The following is a 22,050-nucleotide window of genomic DNA, read 5'->3' as shown; positions in this document are numbered from 1 at the left end:
ATAAAAAGGATAGTATTAATATAATACATCATATTAAAGTGAAAATTATTGTTTAGACAATATTAAAATGGAGGTAAAAAGATGAAATTACTTATCATTGGTGCAGGCGGAGTTGGTACGTCTGCAGCTAAGATTATTGCAAGACAGGGAGCAGAGGCTGATTGGGCTGAGAAGGTTGTAGTTGCTGACTATGACGTTGAGAGAGCAAAGAAAGTAGCCAACGAGATCTGCGGCGGAGGAAAGTTTGTTCCTGCACAGATCAATGCAATGGATGCTGACAGCATTAAATCAGTAGTTGCTGAGCATGACATTGATTTCGCTATGAATGCTTGTGATCCAAGAATGAATGAAACTATTTTCGATACTTGCTTAGAAGCAAAGATCGGTTATCTTGACTGTGCTATGACATTAGGTACAGAACATCCTGAGAAACCTTATGAATTAGCTAATATCAAATTAGGAGATTATCAGTTTGCTAAGCAGAAGGAATGGGAAGCTTCCGGTAAAATCGCTATATGCGGTTCAGGTGTAGAGCCGGGAATGGCTGACGTATTTGCTAAGTATGCAGATAAGCATTTATTCGATAAGATAGACAGAGTTGATGTAAGAGATGGAGATAACTATGGGAATACTGATTCAGACTTTGGTTTTTCAGTATGGACAACTATCGAGGAATGCTTGCAGCCTCCTGTAATCTGGGAAAAAGACGAAGAACATCCTGAAGGTCACTGGTATTGTACGGAACAGTTCTCAGAACCTGAGATCTTCAACTTCCCTGGCGGAATCGGCGACGTAGAAGTAGTAAATGTAGAGCACGAAGAAGTACTTCTCGTTCCAAGAGAAATTGATTGTAACAGAGTAACATTCAAGTACGGTGTTCCTGCTGAATTCAGAAGAAAATTAATGGTATTATTTGAATATGGTCTTTCAGATAAGAAAACTAAGATTAAGGTAGGAGACAGCGAGATCACTCCAAGAGATTTTGTCTGCAAAGTAATCCCTAGCCCTGTTGACGCAACAACAACAATGACAGGTAAGGGTTGCGCAGGTACTTGGGTAACCGGATGGAAAGACGGAAAGTACAGATCAGTATATCTGTATCAGATTGCTGATAACCAGGAATGCATTAAGAAGTATACTACTAACTCAGTAGTTGCGCAGACTGCAGTAGGTCCTGTAATCATGATGGAACTCATCGCAAAAGGAATCTGGAGCGATGCAGGCGCTTGGGGTCCTGAGCATTTCGATCCGGATCCGTTCGTAGAAAGATTGGCTAAGTATGAATTCCCTGCAGGAATCAAAGAAATGGATTCAGAATACGCAGACGAATTAAACGAAAAAGCTTTCTTGGATGCAGTAGGTAAATAAAAATACATAGTGAAAACTGTACAAGATCGTTTTTAAACGGTGCGGCTTCGGCTGTGCCGTTTTCTTTTACAGCAGATAAAGCATGTTTATTAAAAAAACATAGCAAAGTCTATGGTTTGGAAATATGGAACAGTTCGTGAAAATTTTATGTGCCGGTTATAGGTATAGTGACAAATAAAAAATTTTGATGTAAAATGAAAAATCAATAATAATTTGATAAATAGGAGGATATGATGAAAATAACGGTTTTAATGGGAAGTCCACGTGAAGTGAATACTAATGCTATGGTTGAGGCTTTCAAAGGAGGCGCGGAAGAAGCCGGTCATGAAGTGACTGTTTTAAATGTGGGCAAGATGAAGATTGCTGGATGTCTTGCTTGTGAATATTGTCATACTAAGGGGGATGGAGAGTGTATCCAAAAGGATGATATGATTAAAATATATCCTGAGCTTGAAGAATGTGAAGCTCTTGTATTTGCCTCGCCGATATACTATTTTACTATGACGGCACAGATCCAGGCGGCTATTCAGCGTATTTATGCTATTGATCACCCTCCTGTAGCTACGAAGGCTGCATTGATGCTCAGTTCAATGTCACCGGATGTTTATGACGGCGCTATCGGAGAATATAATGGTATTTTAGATTACATGGATCTTGAGGACAGAGGAGTGATTGCTGTCTGTGATCCTGATAATGGGACTGAGGAGACTCTTGATAAATGTCGGGAGCTTGGGAGAAATATTTAGAAACAATCTTGTCCTTTAAAGACTTTTTATTGATAATGAGAAAAAATATGTATTTTTTATTTTAAATGTAATAAAGAATACATATTTTTAATTATGTAAACATAGGGAAGAGCAATAAAAAAGGGCGGAATTAACTGTATAGTAATCCGCCGTATATTTTATAACCTATATCCCGAATGCCTCGGAAGCTTCTTTTAATGCCTGAACAATCGGTAGGTTCTGAGGACATTTTTTCTCGCATTTTCTGCAGCCGATACAGTCAGAGGCATGACGGCCCTTAGCGACCCAATCGATATATTCCATTTTTGTAGAAGGGTTTTGACCATAAGTATTCCATTCATTATAGTATTCCAGAAGATCGGGAATATTAAGTTTCTGAGGACATGGCAGACAATATTCGCAACCCGTACATGAATATTTGATCAGTCTGTTATATTCATCCGATACTTTGTTGATCAGTTTTTTTTCTTCATCAGTCAATATGGTAAGATCATCAGAAGTAATTATTCTTATATTCTCCTCGAGCTGCTTCATAGAGCTCATTCCACTTAGAATAAGTGTGACTTCAGGCATCTCTGCCAGCCATTTAAAAGCCCATTCTGCAGGGCTTCTTTTTGTTTCTGCGCTGTCCCACAGCTTCTGCACAGCTGGAGGTATGGCAGATGTAAGTCTCCCTCCTTTCAGAGGTTCCATGATGATGACTCCTATACCTTTTTCTGCAGCCAGTTTCAGACCCTTGATGCCTGCTTGGATATTTTTATCCATATAGTTGAGCTGTATTTGACAGAATTCCCAAGGATAATCGTCCAAAACTTCCTCGAAGAACTCATAGGAATCATGAAAAGAGAAGCCAATGTGTTTTATTTTACCCTTTTTTTTCATTTCTTCAAGAAAAGGCATAAGTTTAAGCTTTTTTACACGCTTCCAGTTAGGAACATTTACACTGTGTACAAGGTACATATCAATGGAATCAGTATCCAGACGTTTAAGCTGTGTATTAAATATTTCTTTCATGTGATTTTCATCTTTGGCTAACCAGATAGGCATTTTATCGGCGATCAGAACTTTTTCTCTATATCCGTTCTTTAACGCTTTGCCGACGATGACTTCACTTTGTCCGCTGAGATAGGGATAGGCAGTGTCTATGTAGTTAATTCCGGAATCAATTGCTGCCCTTATGATAGACACAGCGTTGTTTTCATCAACTTTTCCGTCTTTTTCTTCAGGAAACCTCATTGCGCCCATTCCCAGAAGAGAGACTTTTTCGTTTATTTTTGCAAAGGTTCTGTATTTCATTTCTTACTCCTAAAATATTCTTCTCATAACAAGAATTCATTGAAATTACAAACTTTCATGATATTATATATCATAATTATACTTAAAAAGGAGTTGTATTTCAATGGCAAAAGAAACCGCAAAACTTGCGGATATATGTAGGGGCGTTCTTGATACTGCGAATCTCAATGATATGGCGGGACTGGCTATGGGATTGATGATAGGAGATGAGATATTTGTTGATTCCAGGGGATTCAGAAATTATATCACCGGGGATAAAATGAAACCGAACGACATTTTTCACTGTGCGTCTATATCTAAAACATTTACTTCGACAGGAATAATGAAGCTTGTAGATCAGAAAAAGCTCGATTTGCAGGATAAATTAGTCGATTTATTACCATATTTGTCAATCGCTGATAAACGATGTGAAAAAGTCAGGCTTCATCATATGTTGAGTCATATTTCGGGACTTCAGGATATCGAAGAATTGGACTGGAAATCAGCGGAAAAGGGGGAGGATTCTCTTAGGAAGCATGCTATTTCTGATGAAGTTAAAAGAGTTGTTATGAATAGTGATCCGGAAGATTTTGAATTTATGTATAGTGATCTTTCCTATGATTTGCTGGGACTGATAATACAGGAATTTTCCGGGCAGAGTTTTGAGGAATTTATTGCAGAGAATTTTTTTAAACCTGCAGGAATGGGTGATACTACGTTTCTGACTTTTGAAAGGACAGCAGGTAGTTTGGAGCTTGACAATGTAGATAAGGCCGGAATGGCTATGCCTCACAGACGGAAAGCTGACGGATCTGTCGTTCTTGAAACAGTTTATCCATATTCGAGACAGCATGCTCCCAGCTCGACTTTGACATCGAATACAGTGGATCTTTTGAGATGGGCAAGATTCAATCTTGATAAAAAAGCAGTATCTGCAGAATCTTATGATAAGATGTGGACTGAACGTGTTGACGCTCCTGACAAGGGTGCCGAAATGGGAATGGGATGGTTTATCAGAAATCAGGATGGTTTTCGCCTTATAGGACATGAAGGAGGAGATGTAGGTTTTAGAACAAGTTTCTGGCTGTGTCCTCAGCTTGATGCAGCTATGGTGATTTTGTCCAACACATCAGAGGCTCCAATTGAACCTGTAAGTGAAAATTTCTTTTCAGCTGTTGTCCAAGCATTGTGATGGTCTGACACAATATGATAAAATAGAATAGCTCATTAAAGAAAATCCGTGTCGCTGTAGCAGGCGATGGGATATATACATATGAAAGGAATTTGATTACAATGGTAAAAGAAGGATTAAAACTGAATGATCTATGTGGAGCTTTTCTCGATAAAGCTATGGAAATCTACGATGTACCAAGTGTCGCTTTGGGGGTTATGATTGGAGATGAACGATTTACCGGCGCCAGGGGATACAGGAATTTTATAACGAAAGATCCTATAGATAAAAACGATGTGTATCACTGTGCTTCCGCGTCTAAAATGATGACCGCCATGGGTATTATGAAGCTGGTAGATGAGAAAAAGATAGATCTTGATGACAGACTGGTGGATCTGCTGCCTTATTGGGAAATGGATGACAAGAGATGCAGGGATATCAAACTGTACCAGATGTTATGTCATATATCGGGGCTGCATGATGTTCCGGTAGAGGACTGGGAATGGAAATGGGGAGATAAAGTTGTAGATGCAGAGTCTCTCAGGAATTACGTAGTTTCTGATGAAGTTTTGAAAGGACGAATGCTCTGTGAACCGGGTAAGGGAGGTTTTATCTACAGCAGTATTGCATATGAGCTTTTGGGAGCCGTTATAGAAGAAGTTTCCGGCAAACTGTTTGATGAATTCATAAAGGAAAACTGCTTTAGACCTGCGGGAATGGAGAATACCACGGTTCTTACTATAGAAAGAACCGGAGGAAGTCTTGAACTTGATTATATAGATACTCTGAGAATGGCTATGCCTCATGAGAGAGATTCAGATAAAAATTTGATAATGGCGAAGTATTATCCTTACAGCAGGCAGCACGCTCCGAGCTCTACGCTTACTACCAACGTTGAGGATATGCTTAAATGGGGAAGATTCAATCTTGACAGAAAGGCGTTCTCGTCAGAAACATATGATAAGATGTGGCAAGAGTATGCGGTTGTTCCCAATAATGGAGAAAAGATGGGCTTAGGATGGTTTATGAGAGAACAGGAAGGATATCATCTGATAGGACATGAGGGAACGGACATCGGTTTCAGAGCAAGTTTCTGGATGTGTCCGGAGCTGGACATGACGATATCAGTACTTTCCAATGTCTCTGCCGCTCCGGTAAAAAGAATCAGCAAAACATTGTTTGCTGAACTTATTCATTCTTTATAAAATTGAGAAAGTCCTCAAAGTCTTCAAAATCACTTTGTATAAATTCAAAAAGAACAGGTTCTTTGAATTCATATTTTGCAGTGGTCATTAAAAAAGGAGCCAGAGGACTTGCCTTGAGTTTGTTCTCCAGATATCGTATGTCGGGAAGGCTGTATGCGGATACTATAAGCTGACCGAAATCAGTCAAAAAGTATACTCCTTTGACATCGTTGCTGAGACGGAAAACTCTTTCGTCAACATGGTCGTTGTTTTTCTTGAATGCCATAAACATTCTGCCGTTTTCGTGGGTGGACATTATGGTATCAAGATTGACCGTAAGTTCTCCTATGTTGTTATCCATATCATCGTCGGAAAGAAGAACTTCATATACAGTTATATATTCAGGCTTTGCCAGCATCATTGCAGCTTCTGCAGTGCTGATGTCAAAGCCTGAACATTTACTGAAAGAAACGACTTTCAGATTTTTTACCACTACTTTTGAAATGACTACTTCATAACTATTGTTCTGCTCTATAAGAGATTCGCAGAGATAAGAGACGGCATCGTCTTCATAAGTACGTTCAGCATCAATAACGTTTTTGCAGAAAGTAGCTTGGTGATAATTATCATATAAATCTACCGGAACACTTTTGTCGGCAAGGTAAGTCGCCCCCTGGCGGTCTCTGCCGAAGCATCTCATGAGAAAATAATTTATAACCTGATAATCAGATGTAATCTCGCTGCATATTTCATTCATGAGGGCTTTCATTTCATCGGATGTAAGCGTAGTTTCAGGCTCAGTTATAAAGCCGTATTCCCCGTAATTTGGCGGCAGGGGAAGACTGTGGATCTGATTGAATCGCTTGTAGTATGTTATAAGACCTCGGAGATGGCGTTCGGAAAGGCTTATTTTTTTTGCACCTAATCCACCTATGAGAGCTTGTTCTATATAGTTCAGTTTTTCAAAATCATTGCCTATAATACTCTTATAAGTTTCAAGACCCGCCTCTTCACAATCTATATAAAAAAATTGATGCAGATCAGAATCCGGATCTGTATCGGAAATCTTCCATCTTGCATATATTGAAAGGACACCCATTAGTCGCGTATCAGTAACATAGGCAGAGACAAAGTATTTATTCCGTTTTTCTATTGAGGAGGAAAGACCTCCTTCGATAACAGTTAATTTAGGTTTGCTCAAATTAAATACCTCATTGATTTTTTTCTGTTGCAAAAATTATGCGGTCGATACAGAAAGTATACCTTATTTGGGGAAAAATACAAGAGAAATAAAGTTAGCGCCATCTATTGACAGAGAATTTAATTGATATATAATTAATAAGGAAAATCAAATAATTCCTTATTAAGAGCGGCGGAGGGAATAGGCCCTGTGAAGCCCGGCAACCCCTGTATGTTAAAGTACAGAAGGTGCTAAATCCTACAGATATTGCGGTCTGAAAGATGAGGAAAGAAAACGGTAAACGATCTCTTTCTAATTCTGAAAGAGGTTTTTCTTTATGGAGGTAATGATGAAAAAATTATTTACATCGGAATCTGTTACGGAGGGACATCCGGATAAAATATGTGATCAAATTTCCGATGCTATAGTAGATGCTATAATGGAAAAAGACCCTATGGGAAGAGTAGCGGCTGAAACTACTGTGAATACAGGATATGCTATGATAATGGGAGAAATAAGTACAGAATGTTATATAGACATTCAGAAACTGGCCAGAGAAGTTATCTGTGATATAGGATATAATCACTGCGAGTATGGGTTTGACGGCAATGTGTGTGCTATTCTTACAGCTATAGATGAACAGTCTGCCGATATTGCCATGGGAGTCGATAAAGCTCTTGAATATAAAGAGGGGCAGCTTAATGATGAGGCGGATTTGTCTGACGAGACGGGTGCGGGCGATCAGGGAATGATGTTTGGGTTTGCGTGTAATGAAACACCTGAGCTGATGCCTATGCCTATATCTCTCGCTCACAGACTTTCCAAGAGATTGGCGGATGTCAGAAAAGATGGTATATTGACTTATTTGAGGCCTGACGGGAAGACTCAGGTAACAGTTGAATACGAAGATGATAAAGTTAAAAGGATAGATACTATAGTGATATCCACACAGCATGATCCGGATGTGGAGCTTTCCAGGATAAGAAAAGATCTGATAGAACATGTGGTAAAGCCTGTGGTGGACAGTAGCCTTCTGGATGATCAAACAAAATATTTCATAAATCCTACAGGGAGATTTGTTATCGGCGGACCTCATGGAGATTCAGGGCTAACCGGAAGGAAACTAATCGTTGATACATACGGAGGTTATGCACGTCACGGAGGAGGGGCTTTCAGCGGGAAAGATCCTACGAAAGTTGACAGATCAGCGGCATATGCTGCGAGATATGTGGCGAAGAATATGGTAGCTGCAGGGCTTGCTGATAAATGCGAGATTCAGCTGGCGTATGCGATAGGTGTAGCCAGACCTGTATCTATACTTGTCGACTCATTTGGAACAGGCAGGATCTCAGATGAAAAGCTGGCTCAGATAGTCGAAGAAAATTTTGATCTCAGACCTGCGGCGATAATCAGAGATCTGGGCCTCAGAAGACCTATATACAGGCAGGTAGCTGCTTACGGACATTTCGGAAGAACAGATATAGATTTGCCGTGGGAGAAGACCGATAAGGCAGAAATTCTCAGAAAGGCTGCTGATTTGTCAAATAAGTAAAATGATACGATGTAACCTGCATGATTGCTTTCAGCAATCAGAGATATGAAAGGAGATTTAGAAAATATGGGAGTTAAAGTCGCAAAGTTTGGAGGTTCTTCTGTAGCAGACGCTTTGCAGATAGAAAAGATACGCAAGATTATCAAAAATGATGAAGATATAAAATATGTGGTGGTATCGGCGCCGGGGAAAAGATTTTCCGAAGACAGCAAGGTGACAGATTTGTTGTATCTCTGCAAAACGCATATAGAACATAAGATTCCTTATCAGCAGATATTCCAAGTGATATGCGACAGATTCATGGCAGTGGAGGTAAATCTTGGCGTTGATGTTAATCTTTCCTATGAATTTGAAGAAATCAAAAAGAATCTTGAAGCCGGAGCCAGTGCAGATTATATAGCCAGCAGAGGTGAATATCTCAATGCTATGCTGATAGCAGCATACTTGGGATATGATTTTGTGGATTCTGCGAAAATGGTTAAATTCGATGAAAAAGGGAGATTCATGGAGGAGTTAACTGATAAAGCTATAAAGAAAGAACTTTCTAATCATGATACAGCTGTTATACCTGGATTTTACGGATCGAAGATAGACAGCACGGTGAAGACTTTCTCAAGAGGCGGTTCCGATATTACAGGAGCATTGGTGGCAAGAGCTGTTGGCGCTGATGTTTATGAGAACTGGACAGATGTATCCGGATTCCTTATGGCAGATCCGAGGATAGTGAAGAATCCTAAGCCGATTAGCACAGTTTCATATAAAGAGCTTAGGGAGCTTTCATATATGGGAGCTTCTGTGCTTCATGAAGATGCCATTTATCCGGCAAGGGTAGCAAATATTCCTATCAATATAAGGAATACAAACAGACCTGAAGATCCCGGAACTATAATAACATCCGAGCCGGCGAAGCTGGAAGAAGGACAGATAATAGCGGGAATAGCAGGCTATAAGGATTTTACTGTAATAGCCATGTATAAGAATCTAATGAGCAGTGAAAGAGGATTTATAAGAAAAATGACAGCTATCTTGGAAGATTTCGATGTACCCATCGAGCATATTCCCAGCGGCGTAGATACATTGTCTGTAGTTTTGGATAACGACGGAATAGATGGAAAGCTGGATGAGATCGTTGAAGAGTTTGAACGTCAGCTTAAGCCTGATACAATAGAGGTCTTTGAAGATATGGCGCTTATTGCTACCGTGGGACATGGGATGTCATATAGGCCGGGTGTTGCAGCAGCGTTGTTCAACGCTCTTGCAAAGGAAAAGATTAATATTAGGATGATAGATCAGGGGTCCAGTGAGATGAATATTATCGTAGGAGTAGAAAACAAGGATTTTGAAACAGCTATAAGAGCTATATATAAAGCTTTTGTATCATAATAAACGGGAGAGCCTCAGCACGGGAGATATATCCGACGCTGAGGCTTTTGCATATGAGGAGTATGGGAGTATATGTTTTTTTTGCAAACCTTTATATAATTGTTGAATTGAATTGTAAATTGTGCTGATTTGAGATAAAATGTAATATTATAGTTTGTATTAAAAGCAGGAGGTAATTATGGCATATATTTTCGATGAACCATCCAGAACATTTAATGAATATCTTTTAGTACCGGGATATTCATCAAAAGAATGCAGGGTGGATAATGTTTCTTTAAAGACACCGGTAGTCAAATTCAGAAAGGGAGAAGAATCTGCTATAAAAATGAATATACCCCTGGTATCTGCCATTATGCAGGCGGTTTCGGGAGACAGACTTGCGATAGCTCTTGCTAAGGAAGGCGGAATTTCATTTATATTTGGCTCCCAGAGCATAGAAAGTCAGTCTGAAATGGTGCGGAAGGTAAAGTCTCATAAGGCCGGATTTGTCACAAGTGACGCAAATATCAGACCGGATCAGACTTTAAGAGAACTGTTGGACCTCAAAGAGAGGACAGGGCATTCCACCACAGCAGTAACCGAGGACGGTACGGCAGAAGGAAAAATGGTAGGACTGGTGACAAGCAGAGATTATCGTATAAGCAGAATGTCTCTTGATGAGAAGGTATGTAATTTTATGACACCTTTTGAAAAGCTTATATATGCCGAGGAAGGGGTAACGCTTTCCGAAGCCAATGATATATTGTGGGATAATAAACTTAATGCACTTCCTATAATCGGTAAGAACCAGAGACTTGCATATTTTGTTTTTCGCAAGGACTATGATACACATAAGGCATATCCTGATGAGCTTCTTGACGGACATAAGAGATATATGGTGGGAGCGGGAGTAAACACCAGAGATTACAGGGAAAGGATACCTGCTCTTGTGGAAGCCGGAGCTGATGTGCTTTGTATAGACTCATCAGAAGGATTCACAGAATGGCAGAAGATGACTTTGGATTTTGTTCGTGAAAAGTATGGGGACAGTGTAAAGATAGGCGCCGGCAACGTTGTTGATAAGGAAGGATTTAACTATCTTGCAGATGCGGGAGCTGATTTTGTAAAAGTTGGTATCGGCGGCGGTTCTATATGTATAACCAGAGAGCAAAAGGGTATTGGAAGAGGACAGGCTTCAGCTGTCATAGAAGTAGCAAAGGCTAGAGATGATTATTTTAGACGTACAGGAGTATATGTTCCTATTTGTTCGGACGGAGGTATAGTTTATGATTATCATATGACTCTGGCTCTGGCTATGGGAGCTGATTTCATCATGCTTGGAAGGTATTTCTCAAGGTTTGATGAGTCGCCTACTGCAAAACTGACTATAAACGGAAGTTATGTGAAAGAATACTGGGGTGAAGGTTCTAACAGAGCAAGAAACTGGCAGCGATATGATATGGGAGGAGACAGTAAGCTCTCTTTCGAGGAGGGCGTGGACTCATATGTACCGTATGCGGGACCTCTGAGTGATAATGTAAGGCAGTCACTTCAGAAAGTAAAATCTACCATGTGCAACTGCGGGCTTCTTACTATACCTGATTTGCAGAAGAATGCAAAACTTACTGTAGTGTCAGCTACGAGTATCGTAGAGGGCGGAGCGCATGATGTTATCCTCAGAGATACTTCCGGAAACAGCAACAGATAAAGAACGGCTTTGCTGAAGCAACAGGCTAAGGCTGTGCCGATAATGAAAAATAGCCGTTATCGGCTATTTTTTCTTAGACTGCGAGGATATAATATCAAAGATATAATTTGAAAGGGAATACTATATATGAAACATGAGAAAATCATAGTTTTGGATTTCGGCGGGCAGTATAATCAGCTGATTGCCCGCCGCGTAAGGGAATGCAGCGTTTATTGTGAAGTGCATCCTTATACAATAAGTCTTGAAGATATAAAAGCTGCGAAGCCTAAAGGAATAATTTTTACAGGAGGGCCGAACAGTGTTTACGGAGATAATTCTCCACAGTATTCAAGGGAGCTTTATGATATGGGAATACCTATTCTCGGAATCTGTTATGGGGCCCAGCTCATAGCTCATCAGCTGGGCGGCAGAGTGGAAACTGCTCCTGTAAGTGAGTACGGAAGGACAGAGTTAACTATAGATGAGAAAGGCGGCCTTTTCAGGAACGTATCAGACAGGACTGTTTGCTGGATGAGCCATACTGATTATATAAGCATGCCGCCGGAAGGATTTACGGTAACTGCTCATACTGATGTGTGTCCTGTAGCGGCGATGGAAAACAGAGCAAGGAAGATATATGCTCTTCAACTTCATCCTGAGGTGATGCATACTGAAGAAGGTTCTAAAATGTTGAGCGCCTTTGTAAAAGATGTGTGCGGATGTTCCGGAGACTGGGAGATGGGATCTTTTGCAGATGATGCCATAAAGGCTGTGAGAAGAAAGGTGGGTTCCGGAAAGGTCCTCTGCGCACTTTCCGGTGGAGTAGATTCTTCTGTTGCGGCTGTTCTTCTTTCAAAGGCAGTGGGAAAACAGTTGACATGTGTTTTTGTAGATCACGGTCTTCTGAGAAAAAATGAAGGAGATGAAGTAGAAGCTGTATTTGGACCTGAAGGAAACTACGATCTTAATTTTATCAGAGTGAATGCTCAGAAGAGATTTTATGACAGGCTTTCGGGGATCAGTGAGCCGGAGGAGAAGAGAAAAATAATAGGTGAGGAATTTATCAGAGTCTTTGAGGAACAGGCAAAAAAGATTGGAGCTGTTGATTTTCTTGTACAGGGAACGATATATCCTGATGTTATCGAGAGCGGGTTTGGAAAATCTGCTGTGATAAAATCTCATCATAATGTAGGAGGGCTTCCGGATCATGTGGAATTTAAGGAAATAATAGAACCTCTCAGGATGCTGTTTAAAGACGAGGTTAGGAAAACGGGGCTTGCATTAGGGATACCGGAATATTTGGTGTTCCGTCAGCCATTCCCCGGTCCCGGCCTCGGTGTTAGAATAGTGGGAGAAGTCACGGAAGAAAAGGTAAAAATTGTTCAAGATGCGGATGCTATTTACCGAGAGGAAATTGCGGCAGCTATGGAAGCCGGACTTATCCCTAAATCCGGACGGGAGGGAACTCTCGGACAGTATTTTGCAGCTCTTACGAATATGAGGAGTGTTGGAGTCATGGGTGACTTTAGAACATACGATTATGCTGTGGCTCTAAGAGCAGTATTTACCAGTGATTTTATGACGGCAGAGGCAGCTCAGCTTCCGTGGGAGGTTATAGGTAAGGTGACAACCAGAATCATAAATGAAGTAAAGCATGTTAACAGAGTTCTGTACGATTGTACGGGAAAGCCACCGGGGACAATAGAGTTTGAATAGCATAGCTATATACCCGTACATCGACATTTTTAAAAATGTGATATATTGTGAAATTTTACGAAACTTTTTAAAGATTTTTTGTTCAAATTTTAAGTATTTGTAGTTTAAGATAAAATTGTATTTTAGGGAGTGCATTTGTAAATGGCAATATCGAATATAAAGACTGTTATGCGGTGTGATGTTCAGAAAGTTTGGGAAGCTGTGACAACAGTTGAGGATTATGTTAAATGGCGAAGTGATTTAAGTAAAACAGAGACGATAAACGAAAAACAGTTTATTGAATATGACAAAAATGATTATCCTACTGAATTTACCGTTACTGTTTCAGTCCCATTAAGGCGTTGGGAGTTTGATATTAGCAACAGTAATATGAAGGGGCACTGGGTTGGAATTTTTTCTGCTAAGGATGGCGGGACCGAAATAGATTTTACAGAGTATGTAGAAGTTAAAAAGTGTATTATGAGGCCATTTGCAAAATCTTTTTTAAAAAAACAGCAGGTGAGGTTTTTAGCAGATTTAAAAAAATTTCTTCTTGGAAAAATTTAAAATACCGAATAGATGTATTTTTATATATTTATGTAAGATATATATCAGGAAAAGTTCTGTTTTGTTGAGCACATAAGGGGAGAACAATGAAAAATATTATCGTCATTGAAGATGATACGGATATAAATAATATAATAACAAAGGCTCTCGAGAAGGCAGGGTATAATTGTACTCAGGCGTTTTCAGGGACGGAAGCCCTGATTTATCTTGAAAGAGAAAATTATGATCTGGCAGTAATGGATTTGATGCTCCCGGGAATTTCAGGTGAGGAGCTTTTGCCTAAGATAAAGACACTGCAGAAAATTCCTGTTATGGTGGTTTCCTCAAAAGACAGTCTTGACAGTAAGGTAGGGCTTTTGACGGATGGAGCTGAGGATTATATAACTAAACCTTTTGAGATTCAGGAACTGGTGGCAAGAGCAGGAGTTCAGATACGACGTTTTTCCGAGAAAAAAGACAGAGACTCTGAACAGATGCAATACAAAAATTTGCTTCTGAAACCGTCTTTCTTTAAAGCTTACATAAATAATGAAGAGATATTTTTGACAAAGCAGGAGTTTAAGATTCTTGAACTTTTGCTCATGCATCCCGGCAGAGTGTATTCAAAGCAGGATATTTATGATTACGCATGGGAAGATGTATATATAGGAGAAGATAAAACCATTAATGTGCATATCAGTAATATACGAAAAAAGTTTAAAGAAGTTACAGAAGAAGAATATATCGAAACTGTATGGGGCATAGGTTTTAGGCTTGCCAGATAACTTTATACTTTCTTTAACTTTGCTTTGCGTTTTATTGGTGATTTCACTGTAGAATAAAGATGTGAAGCAAAGGAGGAGTTTAAATGGAATACTTACTGTGTACCAATGGTTTAACGAAACAATACGGAAGGCACAAAGCTGTTGATTCTGTGAATATTCACATCAGACAGGGAGATATATACGGATTGATCGGGCGCAATGGTGCAGGAAAAACAACAATACTGAAAATAATAAGTGGTCTGGCATCACCTACAGCAGGAGATTTTACGCTGTTTGGAAAGACAGGAAAAAATGTGAGTCCGTATATGTCCCGCATCGGGACACTGATAGAAGCTCCCGGTGTGTATCCCAATATGTCAGCAAGAGAAAATTTGAAACTTAAATGTCTGGCTATGGGAGTGAGGAAGAAAGGCTGTATAGACGACTTACTTAGGATAGTGGGACTTGAAAATACGGGCCGGAAAAAAATCAGGAATTTTTCACTTGGAATGAAACAGCGTCTGGGTATTGCTCTTGCGCTTGTAGGAGATCCGGATATCGTTATTTTAGACGAACCTATTAACGGTCTTGATCCACAGGGGATAGCTGAGATACGGGAGACTCTATCGAAACTGAATAAAGAGAAAAACATAACATTTATTATTTCAAGTCATATTCTGGAAGAATTATCAAAAATTGCAACTAATTATGGGATTATACATGACGGTGTATTGCTTCAGGAAATGACAAGAGAGGAGCTTCTTGCAAAATGCAGCGAGAGGATTGAACTAAAAACTGATGATACCGGAAGGGCTTGTACTGTCCTTGAAAGTATGGGAATCAAACGTTATAAAGTCGTGGATGCCAGCACCATTCAGATTTTTGAGCGACTGAATGACAGTGGAGATATCACTATGTCTTTAGCCGAAAATGGCGTAAAGACAATGGGGATAACTGTCAAGAATGAGGCTCTTGAAGATTATTATCTTAATTTGACTGGAGGTGCTGAATATGTTTAATTTAATAAAGATGGATATGTATCGTCTGATACATTCAAGATCTACATGGATCATTCTTATTTTTGTCATTGCGCTGGCGATTTTTAGTGCTGTTATGACAGATTCTGATATAGAATTGATGAAAAGTGATCCTGTGAATGCAGTTACAGAAGAGGAATCCGGCAGGCAGATAGGAATAGCTGTTTGGCCTGACCCTGAATGGATGACAGGAAAAATCGAGGTGGGCAGCCTGATAAGTTCAGAAATAAAAAGCGGGCTTCTTTCCATTCTCTGTGTAATATTTGCAGCTATGTTTGCTAATGCTGAACAGAAAAACGGATATATTAAGAATATCATAGGACAGTTTCCTGGCCGGGGAGTCTTGATAATTTCCAAATTTACTGCTATAGCAATTCAAGTTTTTTTTATGATAGTTGTTTTTTCACTGGTTACGGCGGCAACGGGATTTATATTATGGGGCAGTGATCTGTATATGGGATCAGTTTTATCTTTATGCAAATTCCTTGGTGTTCAGTATCTTCTCCATTTGGGATTTGCATTGCTGATCATGTTTTTATCAATACTGACTCGCAGCACAGCTTTTAGTATGACGGCAGGGATACTGATTTGTGCAGGTCTGGAGGTTCCTATATGTTCCGCTGTCAATAAGATGGTATATGATATAAACCCGGTATGGGAATTTGATATTAATAATTATCTTTTGGATGGCAATATAACTATGACAGGCATATCAGCATCTTCAGATGAAATGATGAGAAGTGTTTTGGTAGGAGTAGCATTTGCTTTTGCGGCGGTTATTCTTGCTATAACGGTGATAAAAAGACGTGATGTCAGGTAGGAGGACGTATGATAATATGGGCGGCTGCCGCTACGGCTGCGGCGATTACTGCAACTGTGATATTGACCGCTTACAGACGGCAGGTCAGGAGGACATGCAGGCAGCTGACCTTTATAAACAGTAAGCAGACAAATTTGCGGATTACATCAGAATTACCTTTTCCCGAGTTGAACGAATTGACCGACGGAATAAATGAAATCGTAGATATATCCCGCAGAATACAAAAAGATTCTCAGCACAATGAGGAGAATCTGAAAGAGATTATTACTAATTTATCCCACGATATCAGAACTCCGCTTACATCTATGGACGGATATTTTCAGCTTCTTTCAAAGAGTGATAAAGAGAATGAAAGAAACCACTATATTTCAATTATACAAAACAGGATAACCAGTTTGAAAGATATGTTGGAAGAACTGTTCACCTATACAAAGCTTCAAAATGAGAATTACCGAATCGATATGGAGGTTGTTGATTTTGCGAAAATTGTATTTGATACGGTTTTTTCTTTTTATGATGAATTTGAAGGAAAAGACATGCATCCTCAGATAGATTTTTTCGAGGGACATTTGCCTGTTTCAGGAAATGCCGAGGCAATACGGCGTGTGATCCAGAATATAATAAAAAATGCGCTGGAACACGGAAGAAATAAAATAAGGCTTGCATTGTATCAAGAAGGCGAACAAAATATATTCTGCTGTGAAAACGATATGACAAATCAGGAGCAGCTTGATATGGAGCGTATCTTTTCAAGATTTTATAAAGCAGATTCTGCCAGAGGCAGTGCGTCTGCAGGTCTTGGTCTTGCAATAGCAAAAGAACTGACTGAGAGAATGAATGGAAGTATAGCAGCATTTGCAGAAGAAAATGTTTTTCGTATTGAAATACGATTTGATGTATATACGGACAAGTCCCTGGTAAAGTAGAACATGGTCTTGTCCGGTGGTTTGTAACGATGGAATACTGTTGCAGATGAGTTTTATTGTCATAAGACAGAGGCTATAAAAGATCCGGGTGTTAAACGGCAAGGAGAGCCGTATATTATTTCATATATGAAATTGAATTGGCTGCGGCAGGGAGAAAGAATATGAAAATCATAAGAATAAGAGATCACACAGATTTTATATGTGAAGGGGCGGAATGGTTTCATTGCAAATGGGGCGTATCTAAAGAAGCATATGAAGAAAGCATGAAAGAGAGTTTTGATAATGAAAGAAGTGTTCCGCAGTGGTATGTTGCTGTTGAAGGAAGGAAGATAATCGGCGGAGCGGGAGTTGTAGAAAATGATTTTCATAACCGCAAAGATCTTAAGCCCAATATATGTGCATTATATGTGGAAGAGGAGTACCGCTGTAGGGGAATCGCAGGGGAGCTTCTGGCATATATCTGTGATGATATGAACAGAATGGGTATTGCAACTTTGTATCTTATTACAGATCATACATCGTTTTATGAAAGATATGGATGGGATTTTCTCTGCATGGTTCAGGGAGAAGATGATTCTGATATGAGCAGGATGTATATTCATAATAGTTCGGCGCAGAATGTTTGAACTTGAGATTGAAGTGAAAGAATTTATTTGAGGTGATGGCATAGAGCTCTGTTATCTCAATGACAAACAGATGGGTGACAAATATACATGTACTTATGACTGTATTTGATAAAGCGCAGAGAAAGAATAGAAGCATTTTTTAGGAGTAATTAAAGTGAAGGAAATAGACGTAAAAAAGACAAGCCGTGCAGAGGCTTTTGAACTGTGGATGAGTGCACCGATGCCTATGATAACTTTTCATAAAACCTTGGATGTCACAGGGATTGTAAGATACAGTCGCCGGCATGGATACAAATTTAATATGCTGATGTGTTGGTGTATCGGAAAAGCTGCTTCATGTACAGAAGAATTTTATATACTTCCTGTGGGAGACAGGCTGATAAAATATGACAGACTGGCAATAAGTACAGTCATTGCTGCACAAAACGGAAAAATCAGCACATGTGATATTCCATTTAATGAAGATCTGCAGGCTTTCAGTGATGATTATCTAAGGCTTTTAAAACGAGTGCAGAAGACAGGTGAAGCCTATGAGCTGGGTGATGATTTTATGGTGATAGGAACCTCGGCTCTTGTGGAGTATTGTATTGATGGCGCAGTGAATATTTATGCTGGAGTTTATAATAATCCTTTTTTGATCTGGGGGAAGTACAGAAGAAAATTCATAAGAAAAATACTTCCTATGTCGTTTCAATTTCATCATGTACAGATGGATGGTCTTCATGCAGCTGGTTTTTTGAAGCGCCTCCAAGAGGAGATGGATAAGTTTAAGGCGGCTGGAAGATGATGTGAACAAACATAAATATGCTTTAAGAACAGAAAAATATTTGCACTGAAAGAACTGCAAAGTATGAAAGTTTGAGAAACTATGATCCCCATGGAGCAAACTCTCTGATTCAGGTTATTATCTAAAAAAATCAGAGTACTGTGGTATCTTATATAAGATAATATATGTATGCACAGTGTGCGAAATGAGGTGGAAAGAAATGAAAAGAAAGAAACTCGTGTCCGGCCTCCTTTTGTTAGTTATGACAATAGGGGGGGGGTATAATACCCTTAACGGCATCAGCTGACACAGCGGACGGCTCGGATAATACAAACGGTAAATTCACACCGGGCAGGACAATAACCTATTATATGTCTCAGTCAGATAACAGCAATAAAGGATATATAGTGGATTATGCAGCAAACAACGGGCTTACCGGTTGGGGGAATACTCTTAAAGAGGACGAAGCTGTGGAATCCAAGAAAACTGTATCAGATGGAAGCGTATATTGCACTTATACTCTTGATTCCGACAGACAGATAGATTTTGGCGATGGCGAGGAAAAAGCATATACTATAACGAAAACTTATTCTAAGTCTGTTCCGGCACAGGAAATAAAGGCAGAAGGAAAGGAGACCTCTCCTAATAGCGGAAACATCGGAACTATAGGTGTAGGCGGAGGATCTCTTCAGAGATTTCTTGCATACAATACTATGCCTGACGGAAGCGGTACTTGGTACAGATACGGTCAGACTATACCTGAGGATGTTGATGAATTATATGTAAAAACAATAAGTTACATAAAGATTTTAAGCATAACTAATCTGGCTAAAGGATCATCCATATCTTTAGATATGGACGGTACCGGCGAGACCTCGAGAGAAAATCCTAAAGTGATCGGTGTCCATGCCGGAGCTATAAATGATGACAGTTCCAGCCTGAATTTGACAGCGAATTTTACTTTTGATGATACTGTTGCCCAGATGGTGTTCGGCCGTACTGATGAGATAAATAAACAGCAGAATGCTGATGGGAATGGTTATATAACTCATGTTGATCTTAATGTAAAACTTGACTCCAGACTGCATCTTAAAGGTGATGACGACAGTATCACTGTGAAATTTACGGGCGGGTTTATACCGTATGTAGATGGCAAAGTTCTTGAGCCGGATGTAGGAACGAGATGTACTTATACATTTAAAGTAAACAGGTCTGATATAGCAGATAACAGTTTTACTATAACCACGGTTTTGGATGGAGCTGAAGCGGCAGAAAATCCGGATCTTCTCTATGAAGATTTTAAGTCAATGAAACTTGAAGCAGAGGTTGATATCCCTGAAGATATGGCTGAATATGCGGCTGATCCGGGAAGTAAGGAGCCGGAGGAATCGTTTATTAAAGCAGAGGGTAATATTCATGTAGAAGCAGCCAGAACAGGCAGTGCCACAGGGACTAAGGGTGATCTTGAAGCAGATCCCATATATGCGCAGCTTCAAAATGATATTCATAAAATAGAATATGTCACTAACGGAGGCGATCTTGAGGATGGCGCTGCAGACAGCGTAATCTGCGGAAAGACATTTTCAGAGCCCGGTATAACGAGAGTAGGTTATGTGTTCAAAGGATGGTATGTTGATGAGGCCATGACAGAAGCGTATGATTTTAGCACTCCTGTTATTAAAGATGTGAAACTTTATGCTAAATGGGTTTCGGATCAGTCGCCGGGAGGGGAAACAGATAAGCCTGGAGACGGAAATCAGGAAATCAAAACAGGCGATGACAGTAATATGATATTCTGGCTGTCAGTTATGGCGGCAGCTTTATGCGGAACAGCAATTCTTATCTTTTACGGAAGGAAGAGAAGGGAGAAATAGCAGTATATAGATTAAAAATCACCGTATTTACTAAGTACGGTGATTTTTTTGTGCAAACTGCTTAGGGTACAGTTAAATAAAAATTTATGATAAAATTATATAATGACGATATATTTTTACGGAGGATTTTGAGCGATGAGTCATCTGCAGATAACAGAAATAATCGAGAATAAAAATAAATATATGGATCTGCTTTTTCTTGCTGATGAGCAGGAAACTATGATTGATAAGTATCTTCAGCGGGGGATGATGTATGGTTTGTTTGATAATGGAATAAAAGCAGTTTGTGTTGTCACCGATGAAGGTAAAGGAATACTTGAGATAAAGAATATCGCAGTTGATCCGAAAAGCCAGAGGAGCGGATACGGACGGCGGATGATAGAGTTCATCAAAGACAGGTATAAAAAAAATTTCCGTATATTGCAAGTAGGAACGGGAGAAACTCCTCTGACAATACCTTTTTATGAAAAGTGCGGCTTTAAAAGATCACACTCTGTAAAAAATTTTTTTGTTGATAATTATGATCATGACATTTATGAGGACGGAATAAAGCTTATAGATATGATATATCTGCGAATGGATCTTAACTGTGATCAAAACCATGCGGACCGGAAAGACTGATGATTTCCAATATACTCTTGTTGGTGTTATAATATAGAAACAGGCAGAATTGCCGAGGAAGGAATATTAATATGGAAAATTTGCAGAGCATTGTGCTTTTGATAGATGCAGATAATACACAATTATCGAAAATGGAAGAAGTTATACGGGAGATTTCTACTCATGGACGTATTGTAGTAAAAAGAGCATACGGAAACTGGAAAAAGGAAAGCCTGAAAAATTGGGAAAATGAGCTGAAGCGTTTGGCTATTAAAGCTGAGCAGCAGTTTGATTATGTTACCGGAAAAAATGCGACTGATATGGCTTTGGTCATAGATACGGTTAATTTACTTCATAAAGGTATTTATGATGCGTTTGTGATTGTTGCCAGTGATAGTGACTATACGCCATTGGCTATAAATCTGCACGAGTCAGGGGTTTATGTCATGGGCGTGGGAGAAAAGAAGACTCCAGAGGCATTCAGAAACAGCTGTGATGAATTTATTTTTTTGGAGAACCTCAGTGAGGATGTTGAAGATCCGGATGATGAGAATGATGGCGCTGAAAAGAAACCGAGAAAAGGAGTTTCTGTACCTGAAAAGTGTGAGGAGGAAAAGGAAAACATAAGTGAGATTCATCACTTGCTCAGGATAGCCTCGGATAAATATCAGGATGATGAAGGATACGTCAATATAAGCGCAGCGGGGCAATATATAAAGAGGGTAAAGCCGGATTTTGATGTGCGTACTTTTGGATATATCAAACTGTCTAAACTGATAGAGGCCTTTCCCGGAAAGTATGAGATGAGGCGGTCTCCGGGCAAGGGGAAAGTAATAATTTTTTCTTACAGATGCAGATAATAGGATAATTG

20 protein-coding genes and 1 riboswitch are annotated in these 22,050 nt (G+C 39.6%); of the genes, 18 read left to right on the top strand and 2 right to left on the bottom strand.

Going from position 1 to position 22,050, the window contains the following annotated elements; translation table 11 throughout:
- Positions 1-81 precede the first annotated feature (81 nt).
- Together H8692_RS02510 and H8692_RS02505 are read left to right on the top strand one after the other, a co-directional pair.
- A complete protein-coding gene (locus tag H8692_RS02510) occupies positions 82-1,368 on the top strand; it encodes a saccharopine dehydrogenase family protein (RefSeq protein WP_177267670.1) in 1,287 nt (428 codons plus the stop codon).
- A gap of 230 nt (positions 1,369-1,598) precedes the next feature.
- On the top strand, positions 1,599-2,114 hold the full coding sequence (locus H8692_RS02505; RefSeq protein ID WP_243206875.1) for a flavodoxin family protein: 516 nt from the start codon (positions 1,599-1,601) through the stop codon (positions 2,112-2,114).
- Between the two features lie 165 nt (positions 2,115-2,279).
- Here the strand turns inward: H8692_RS02505 and H8692_RS02500 are convergent, their stop codons facing one another.
- On the bottom strand, positions 2,280-3,410 hold the full coding sequence (locus tag H8692_RS02500) for an aldo/keto reductase (RefSeq protein ID WP_177267669.1): 1,131 nt from the start codon (positions 3,408-3,410) through the stop codon (positions 2,280-2,282).
- Positions 3,411-3,513: 103 nt separating this feature from the next.
- Between H8692_RS02500 and H8692_RS02495 the strand changes: the two genes are divergently transcribed.
- Together H8692_RS02495 and H8692_RS02490 are read left to right on the top strand one after the other, a co-directional pair.
- Positions 3,514-4,581: a serine hydrolase domain-containing protein gene (locus H8692_RS02495; protein ID WP_177267668.1), complete on the top strand. Its 1,068-nt coding sequence runs from the start codon at positions 3,514-3,516 to the stop codon at positions 4,579-4,581.
- Positions 4,582-4,682: 101 nt separating this feature from the next.
- Positions 4,683-5,765, top strand: coding sequence for a serine hydrolase domain-containing protein (locus H8692_RS02490; RefSeq protein ID WP_177267667.1), 1,083 nt, complete (start codon positions 4,683-4,685; stop codon positions 5,763-5,765).
- On the opposite strand, the gene H8692_RS02485 is transcribed toward H8692_RS02490, so the two are convergent.
- Positions 5,749-6,945, bottom strand: coding sequence for a hypothetical protein (locus H8692_RS02485; RefSeq protein ID WP_177267666.1), 1,197 nt, complete (start codon positions 6,943-6,945; stop codon positions 5,749-5,751). The two genes, H8692_RS02490 and H8692_RS02485, sit on opposite strands and share 17 nt — an antisense overlap.
- Before the next feature lie 156 nt (positions 6,946-7,101).
- A riboswitch (SAM riboswitch) is annotated at positions 7,102-7,212 on the top strand.
- Positions 7,213-7,270: 58 nt separating this feature from the next.
- On the opposite strand from H8692_RS02485, the gene metK reads away from it, so the two are divergent.
- The 14 genes from metK (at position 7,271) to H8692_RS02415 (ending at position 22,039) form a co-directional block, all read left to right on the top strand.
- Entirely contained in the window at positions 7,271-8,476 is a 1,206-nt protein-coding gene (gene metK / locus H8692_RS02480) for a methionine adenosyltransferase (protein WP_187524931.1), read from the top strand.
- A gap of 66 nt (positions 8,477-8,542) precedes the next feature.
- Complete coding sequence (locus H8692_RS02475) at positions 8,543-9,859, top strand: aspartate kinase (protein WP_177267664.1); 1,317 nt, start codon at positions 8,543-8,545, stop codon at positions 9,857-9,859.
- 178 nt (positions 9,860-10,037) lie between these two features.
- A complete protein-coding gene (locus H8692_RS02470; RefSeq protein WP_177267663.1) occupies positions 10,038-11,546 on the top strand; it encodes an IMP dehydrogenase in 1,509 nt (502 codons plus the stop codon).
- A 126-nt stretch (positions 11,547-11,672) separates the two neighbouring features.
- Positions 11,673-13,241, top strand: a complete 1,569-nt coding sequence (guaA, locus tag H8692_RS02465; protein ID WP_177267662.1) for a glutamine-hydrolyzing GMP synthase — start codon at positions 11,673-11,675, stop codon at positions 13,239-13,241.
- A 141-nt stretch (positions 13,242-13,382) separates the two neighbouring features.
- Positions 13,383-13,787, top strand: a complete 405-nt coding sequence (locus tag H8692_RS02460) for an SRPBCC family protein (RefSeq protein WP_177267661.1) — start codon at positions 13,383-13,385, stop codon at positions 13,785-13,787.
- 86 nt (positions 13,788-13,873) lie between these two features.
- The gene (locus tag H8692_RS02455) at positions 13,874-14,551 is read left to right on the top strand and encodes a response regulator transcription factor (RefSeq protein WP_187524930.1); all 678 of its coding nucleotides are present in this window, start codon (positions 13,874-13,876) and stop codon (positions 14,549-14,551) included.
- Positions 14,552-14,634: 83 nt separating this feature from the next.
- Positions 14,635-15,549: an ABC transporter ATP-binding protein gene (locus tag H8692_RS02450; protein WP_187524929.1), complete on the top strand. Its 915-nt coding sequence runs from the start codon at positions 14,635-14,637 to the stop codon at positions 15,547-15,549.
- Entirely contained in the window at positions 15,542-16,387 is an 846-nt protein-coding gene (locus tag H8692_RS02445) for an ABC transporter permease (protein ID WP_187524928.1), read from the top strand. The genes H8692_RS02450 and H8692_RS02445 overlap by 8 nt, the downstream gene beginning before the upstream one ends.
- Positions 16,388-16,395: 8 nt before the next feature.
- Positions 16,396-17,313, top strand: a complete 918-nt coding sequence (locus H8692_RS02440; RefSeq protein WP_177267657.1) for a sensor histidine kinase — start codon at positions 16,396-16,398, stop codon at positions 17,311-17,313.
- 161 nt (positions 17,314-17,474) lie between these two features.
- Positions 17,475-17,939, top strand: coding sequence for a GNAT family N-acetyltransferase (locus H8692_RS02435; RefSeq protein ID WP_177267656.1), 465 nt, complete (start codon positions 17,475-17,477; stop codon positions 17,937-17,939).
- 154 nt (positions 17,940-18,093) lie between these two features.
- Positions 18,094-18,726 (top strand): CatA-like O-acetyltransferase, family 2, encoded by a 633-nt coding sequence (locus H8692_RS02430; protein ID WP_187524927.1) that lies wholly within the window; start codon positions 18,094-18,096, stop codon positions 18,724-18,726.
- Positions 18,727-19,076: 350 nt separating this feature from the next.
- Positions 19,077-20,579: an InlB B-repeat-containing protein gene (locus tag H8692_RS02425; RefSeq protein WP_187524926.1), complete on the top strand. Its 1,503-nt coding sequence runs from the start codon at positions 19,077-19,079 to the stop codon at positions 20,577-20,579.
- Between the two features lie 135 nt (positions 20,580-20,714).
- The gene (locus tag H8692_RS02420) at positions 20,715-21,200 is read left to right on the top strand and encodes a GNAT family N-acetyltransferase (RefSeq protein WP_207722936.1); all 486 of its coding nucleotides are present in this window, start codon (positions 20,715-20,717) and stop codon (positions 21,198-21,200) included.
- Between the two features lie 71 nt (positions 21,201-21,271).
- A complete protein-coding gene (locus H8692_RS02415) occupies positions 21,272-22,039 on the top strand; it encodes an NYN domain-containing protein (RefSeq protein ID WP_187524925.1) in 768 nt (255 codons plus the stop codon).
- Positions 22,040-22,050 lie beyond the last annotated feature (11 nt).

It is taken from the genome of Lentihominibacter hominis, from assembly GCF_014385065.1.
Taxonomy (GTDB): domain Bacteria; phylum Bacillota; class Clostridia; order Peptostreptococcales; family Anaerovoracaceae; genus Lentihominibacter; species Lentihominibacter hominis.
The sequence above is the reverse complement of the archived record's forward strand: the minus strand, read 5'-3'. Positions and strand labels throughout refer to the sequence as shown.

Coding starts and splice junctions, on each gene's coding strand:
- H8692_RS02510 (WP_177267670.1), top strand. CDS start 82: ATGAAATTACTTATCATTGGTGCAGGCGGAGTTGGTACGTCTGCAGCT.
- H8692_RS02505 (WP_243206875.1), top strand. CDS start 1,599: ATGATGAAAATAACGGTTTTAATGGGAAGTCCACGTGAAGTGAATACT.
- H8692_RS02500 (WP_177267669.1), bottom strand. CDS start 3,410: ATGAAATACAGAACCTTTGCAAAAATAAACGAAAAAGTCTCTCTTCTG.
- H8692_RS02495 (WP_177267668.1), top strand. CDS start 3,514: ATGGCAAAAGAAACCGCAAAACTTGCGGATATATGTAGGGGCGTTCTT.
- H8692_RS02490 (WP_177267667.1), top strand. CDS start 4,683: ATGGTAAAAGAAGGATTAAAACTGAATGATCTATGTGGAGCTTTTCTC.
- metK (WP_187524931.1), top strand. CDS start 7,271: ATGATGAAAAAATTATTTACATCGGAATCTGTTACGGAGGGACATCCG.
- H8692_RS02475 (WP_177267664.1), top strand. CDS start 8,543: ATGGGAGTTAAAGTCGCAAAGTTTGGAGGTTCTTCTGTAGCAGACGCT.
- H8692_RS02470 (WP_177267663.1), top strand. CDS start 10,038: ATGGCATATATTTTCGATGAACCATCCAGAACATTTAATGAATATCTT.
- guaA (WP_177267662.1), top strand. CDS start 11,673: ATGAAACATGAGAAAATCATAGTTTTGGATTTCGGCGGGCAGTATAAT.
- H8692_RS02460 (WP_177267661.1), top strand. CDS start 13,383: ATGGCAATATCGAATATAAAGACTGTTATGCGGTGTGATGTTCAGAAA.
- H8692_RS02455 (WP_187524930.1), top strand. CDS start 13,874: ATGAAAAATATTATCGTCATTGAAGATGATACGGATATAAATAATATA.
- H8692_RS02450 (WP_187524929.1), top strand. CDS start 14,635: ATGGAATACTTACTGTGTACCAATGGTTTAACGAAACAATACGGAAGG.
- H8692_RS02445 (WP_187524928.1), top strand. CDS start 15,542: ATGTTTAATTTAATAAAGATGGATATGTATCGTCTGATACATTCAAGA.
- H8692_RS02440 (WP_177267657.1), top strand. CDS start 16,396: ATGATAATATGGGCGGCTGCCGCTACGGCTGCGGCGATTACTGCAACT.
- H8692_RS02435 (WP_177267656.1), top strand. CDS start 17,475: ATGAAAATCATAAGAATAAGAGATCACACAGATTTTATATGTGAAGGG.
- H8692_RS02425 (WP_187524926.1), top strand. CDS start 19,077: ATGTCTCAGTCAGATAACAGCAATAAAGGATATATAGTGGATTATGCA.
- H8692_RS02420 (WP_207722936.1), top strand. CDS start 20,715: ATGAGTCATCTGCAGATAACAGAAATAATCGAGAATAAAAATAAATAT.
- H8692_RS02415 (WP_187524925.1), top strand. CDS start 21,272: ATGGAAAATTTGCAGAGCATTGTGCTTTTGATAGATGCAGATAATACA.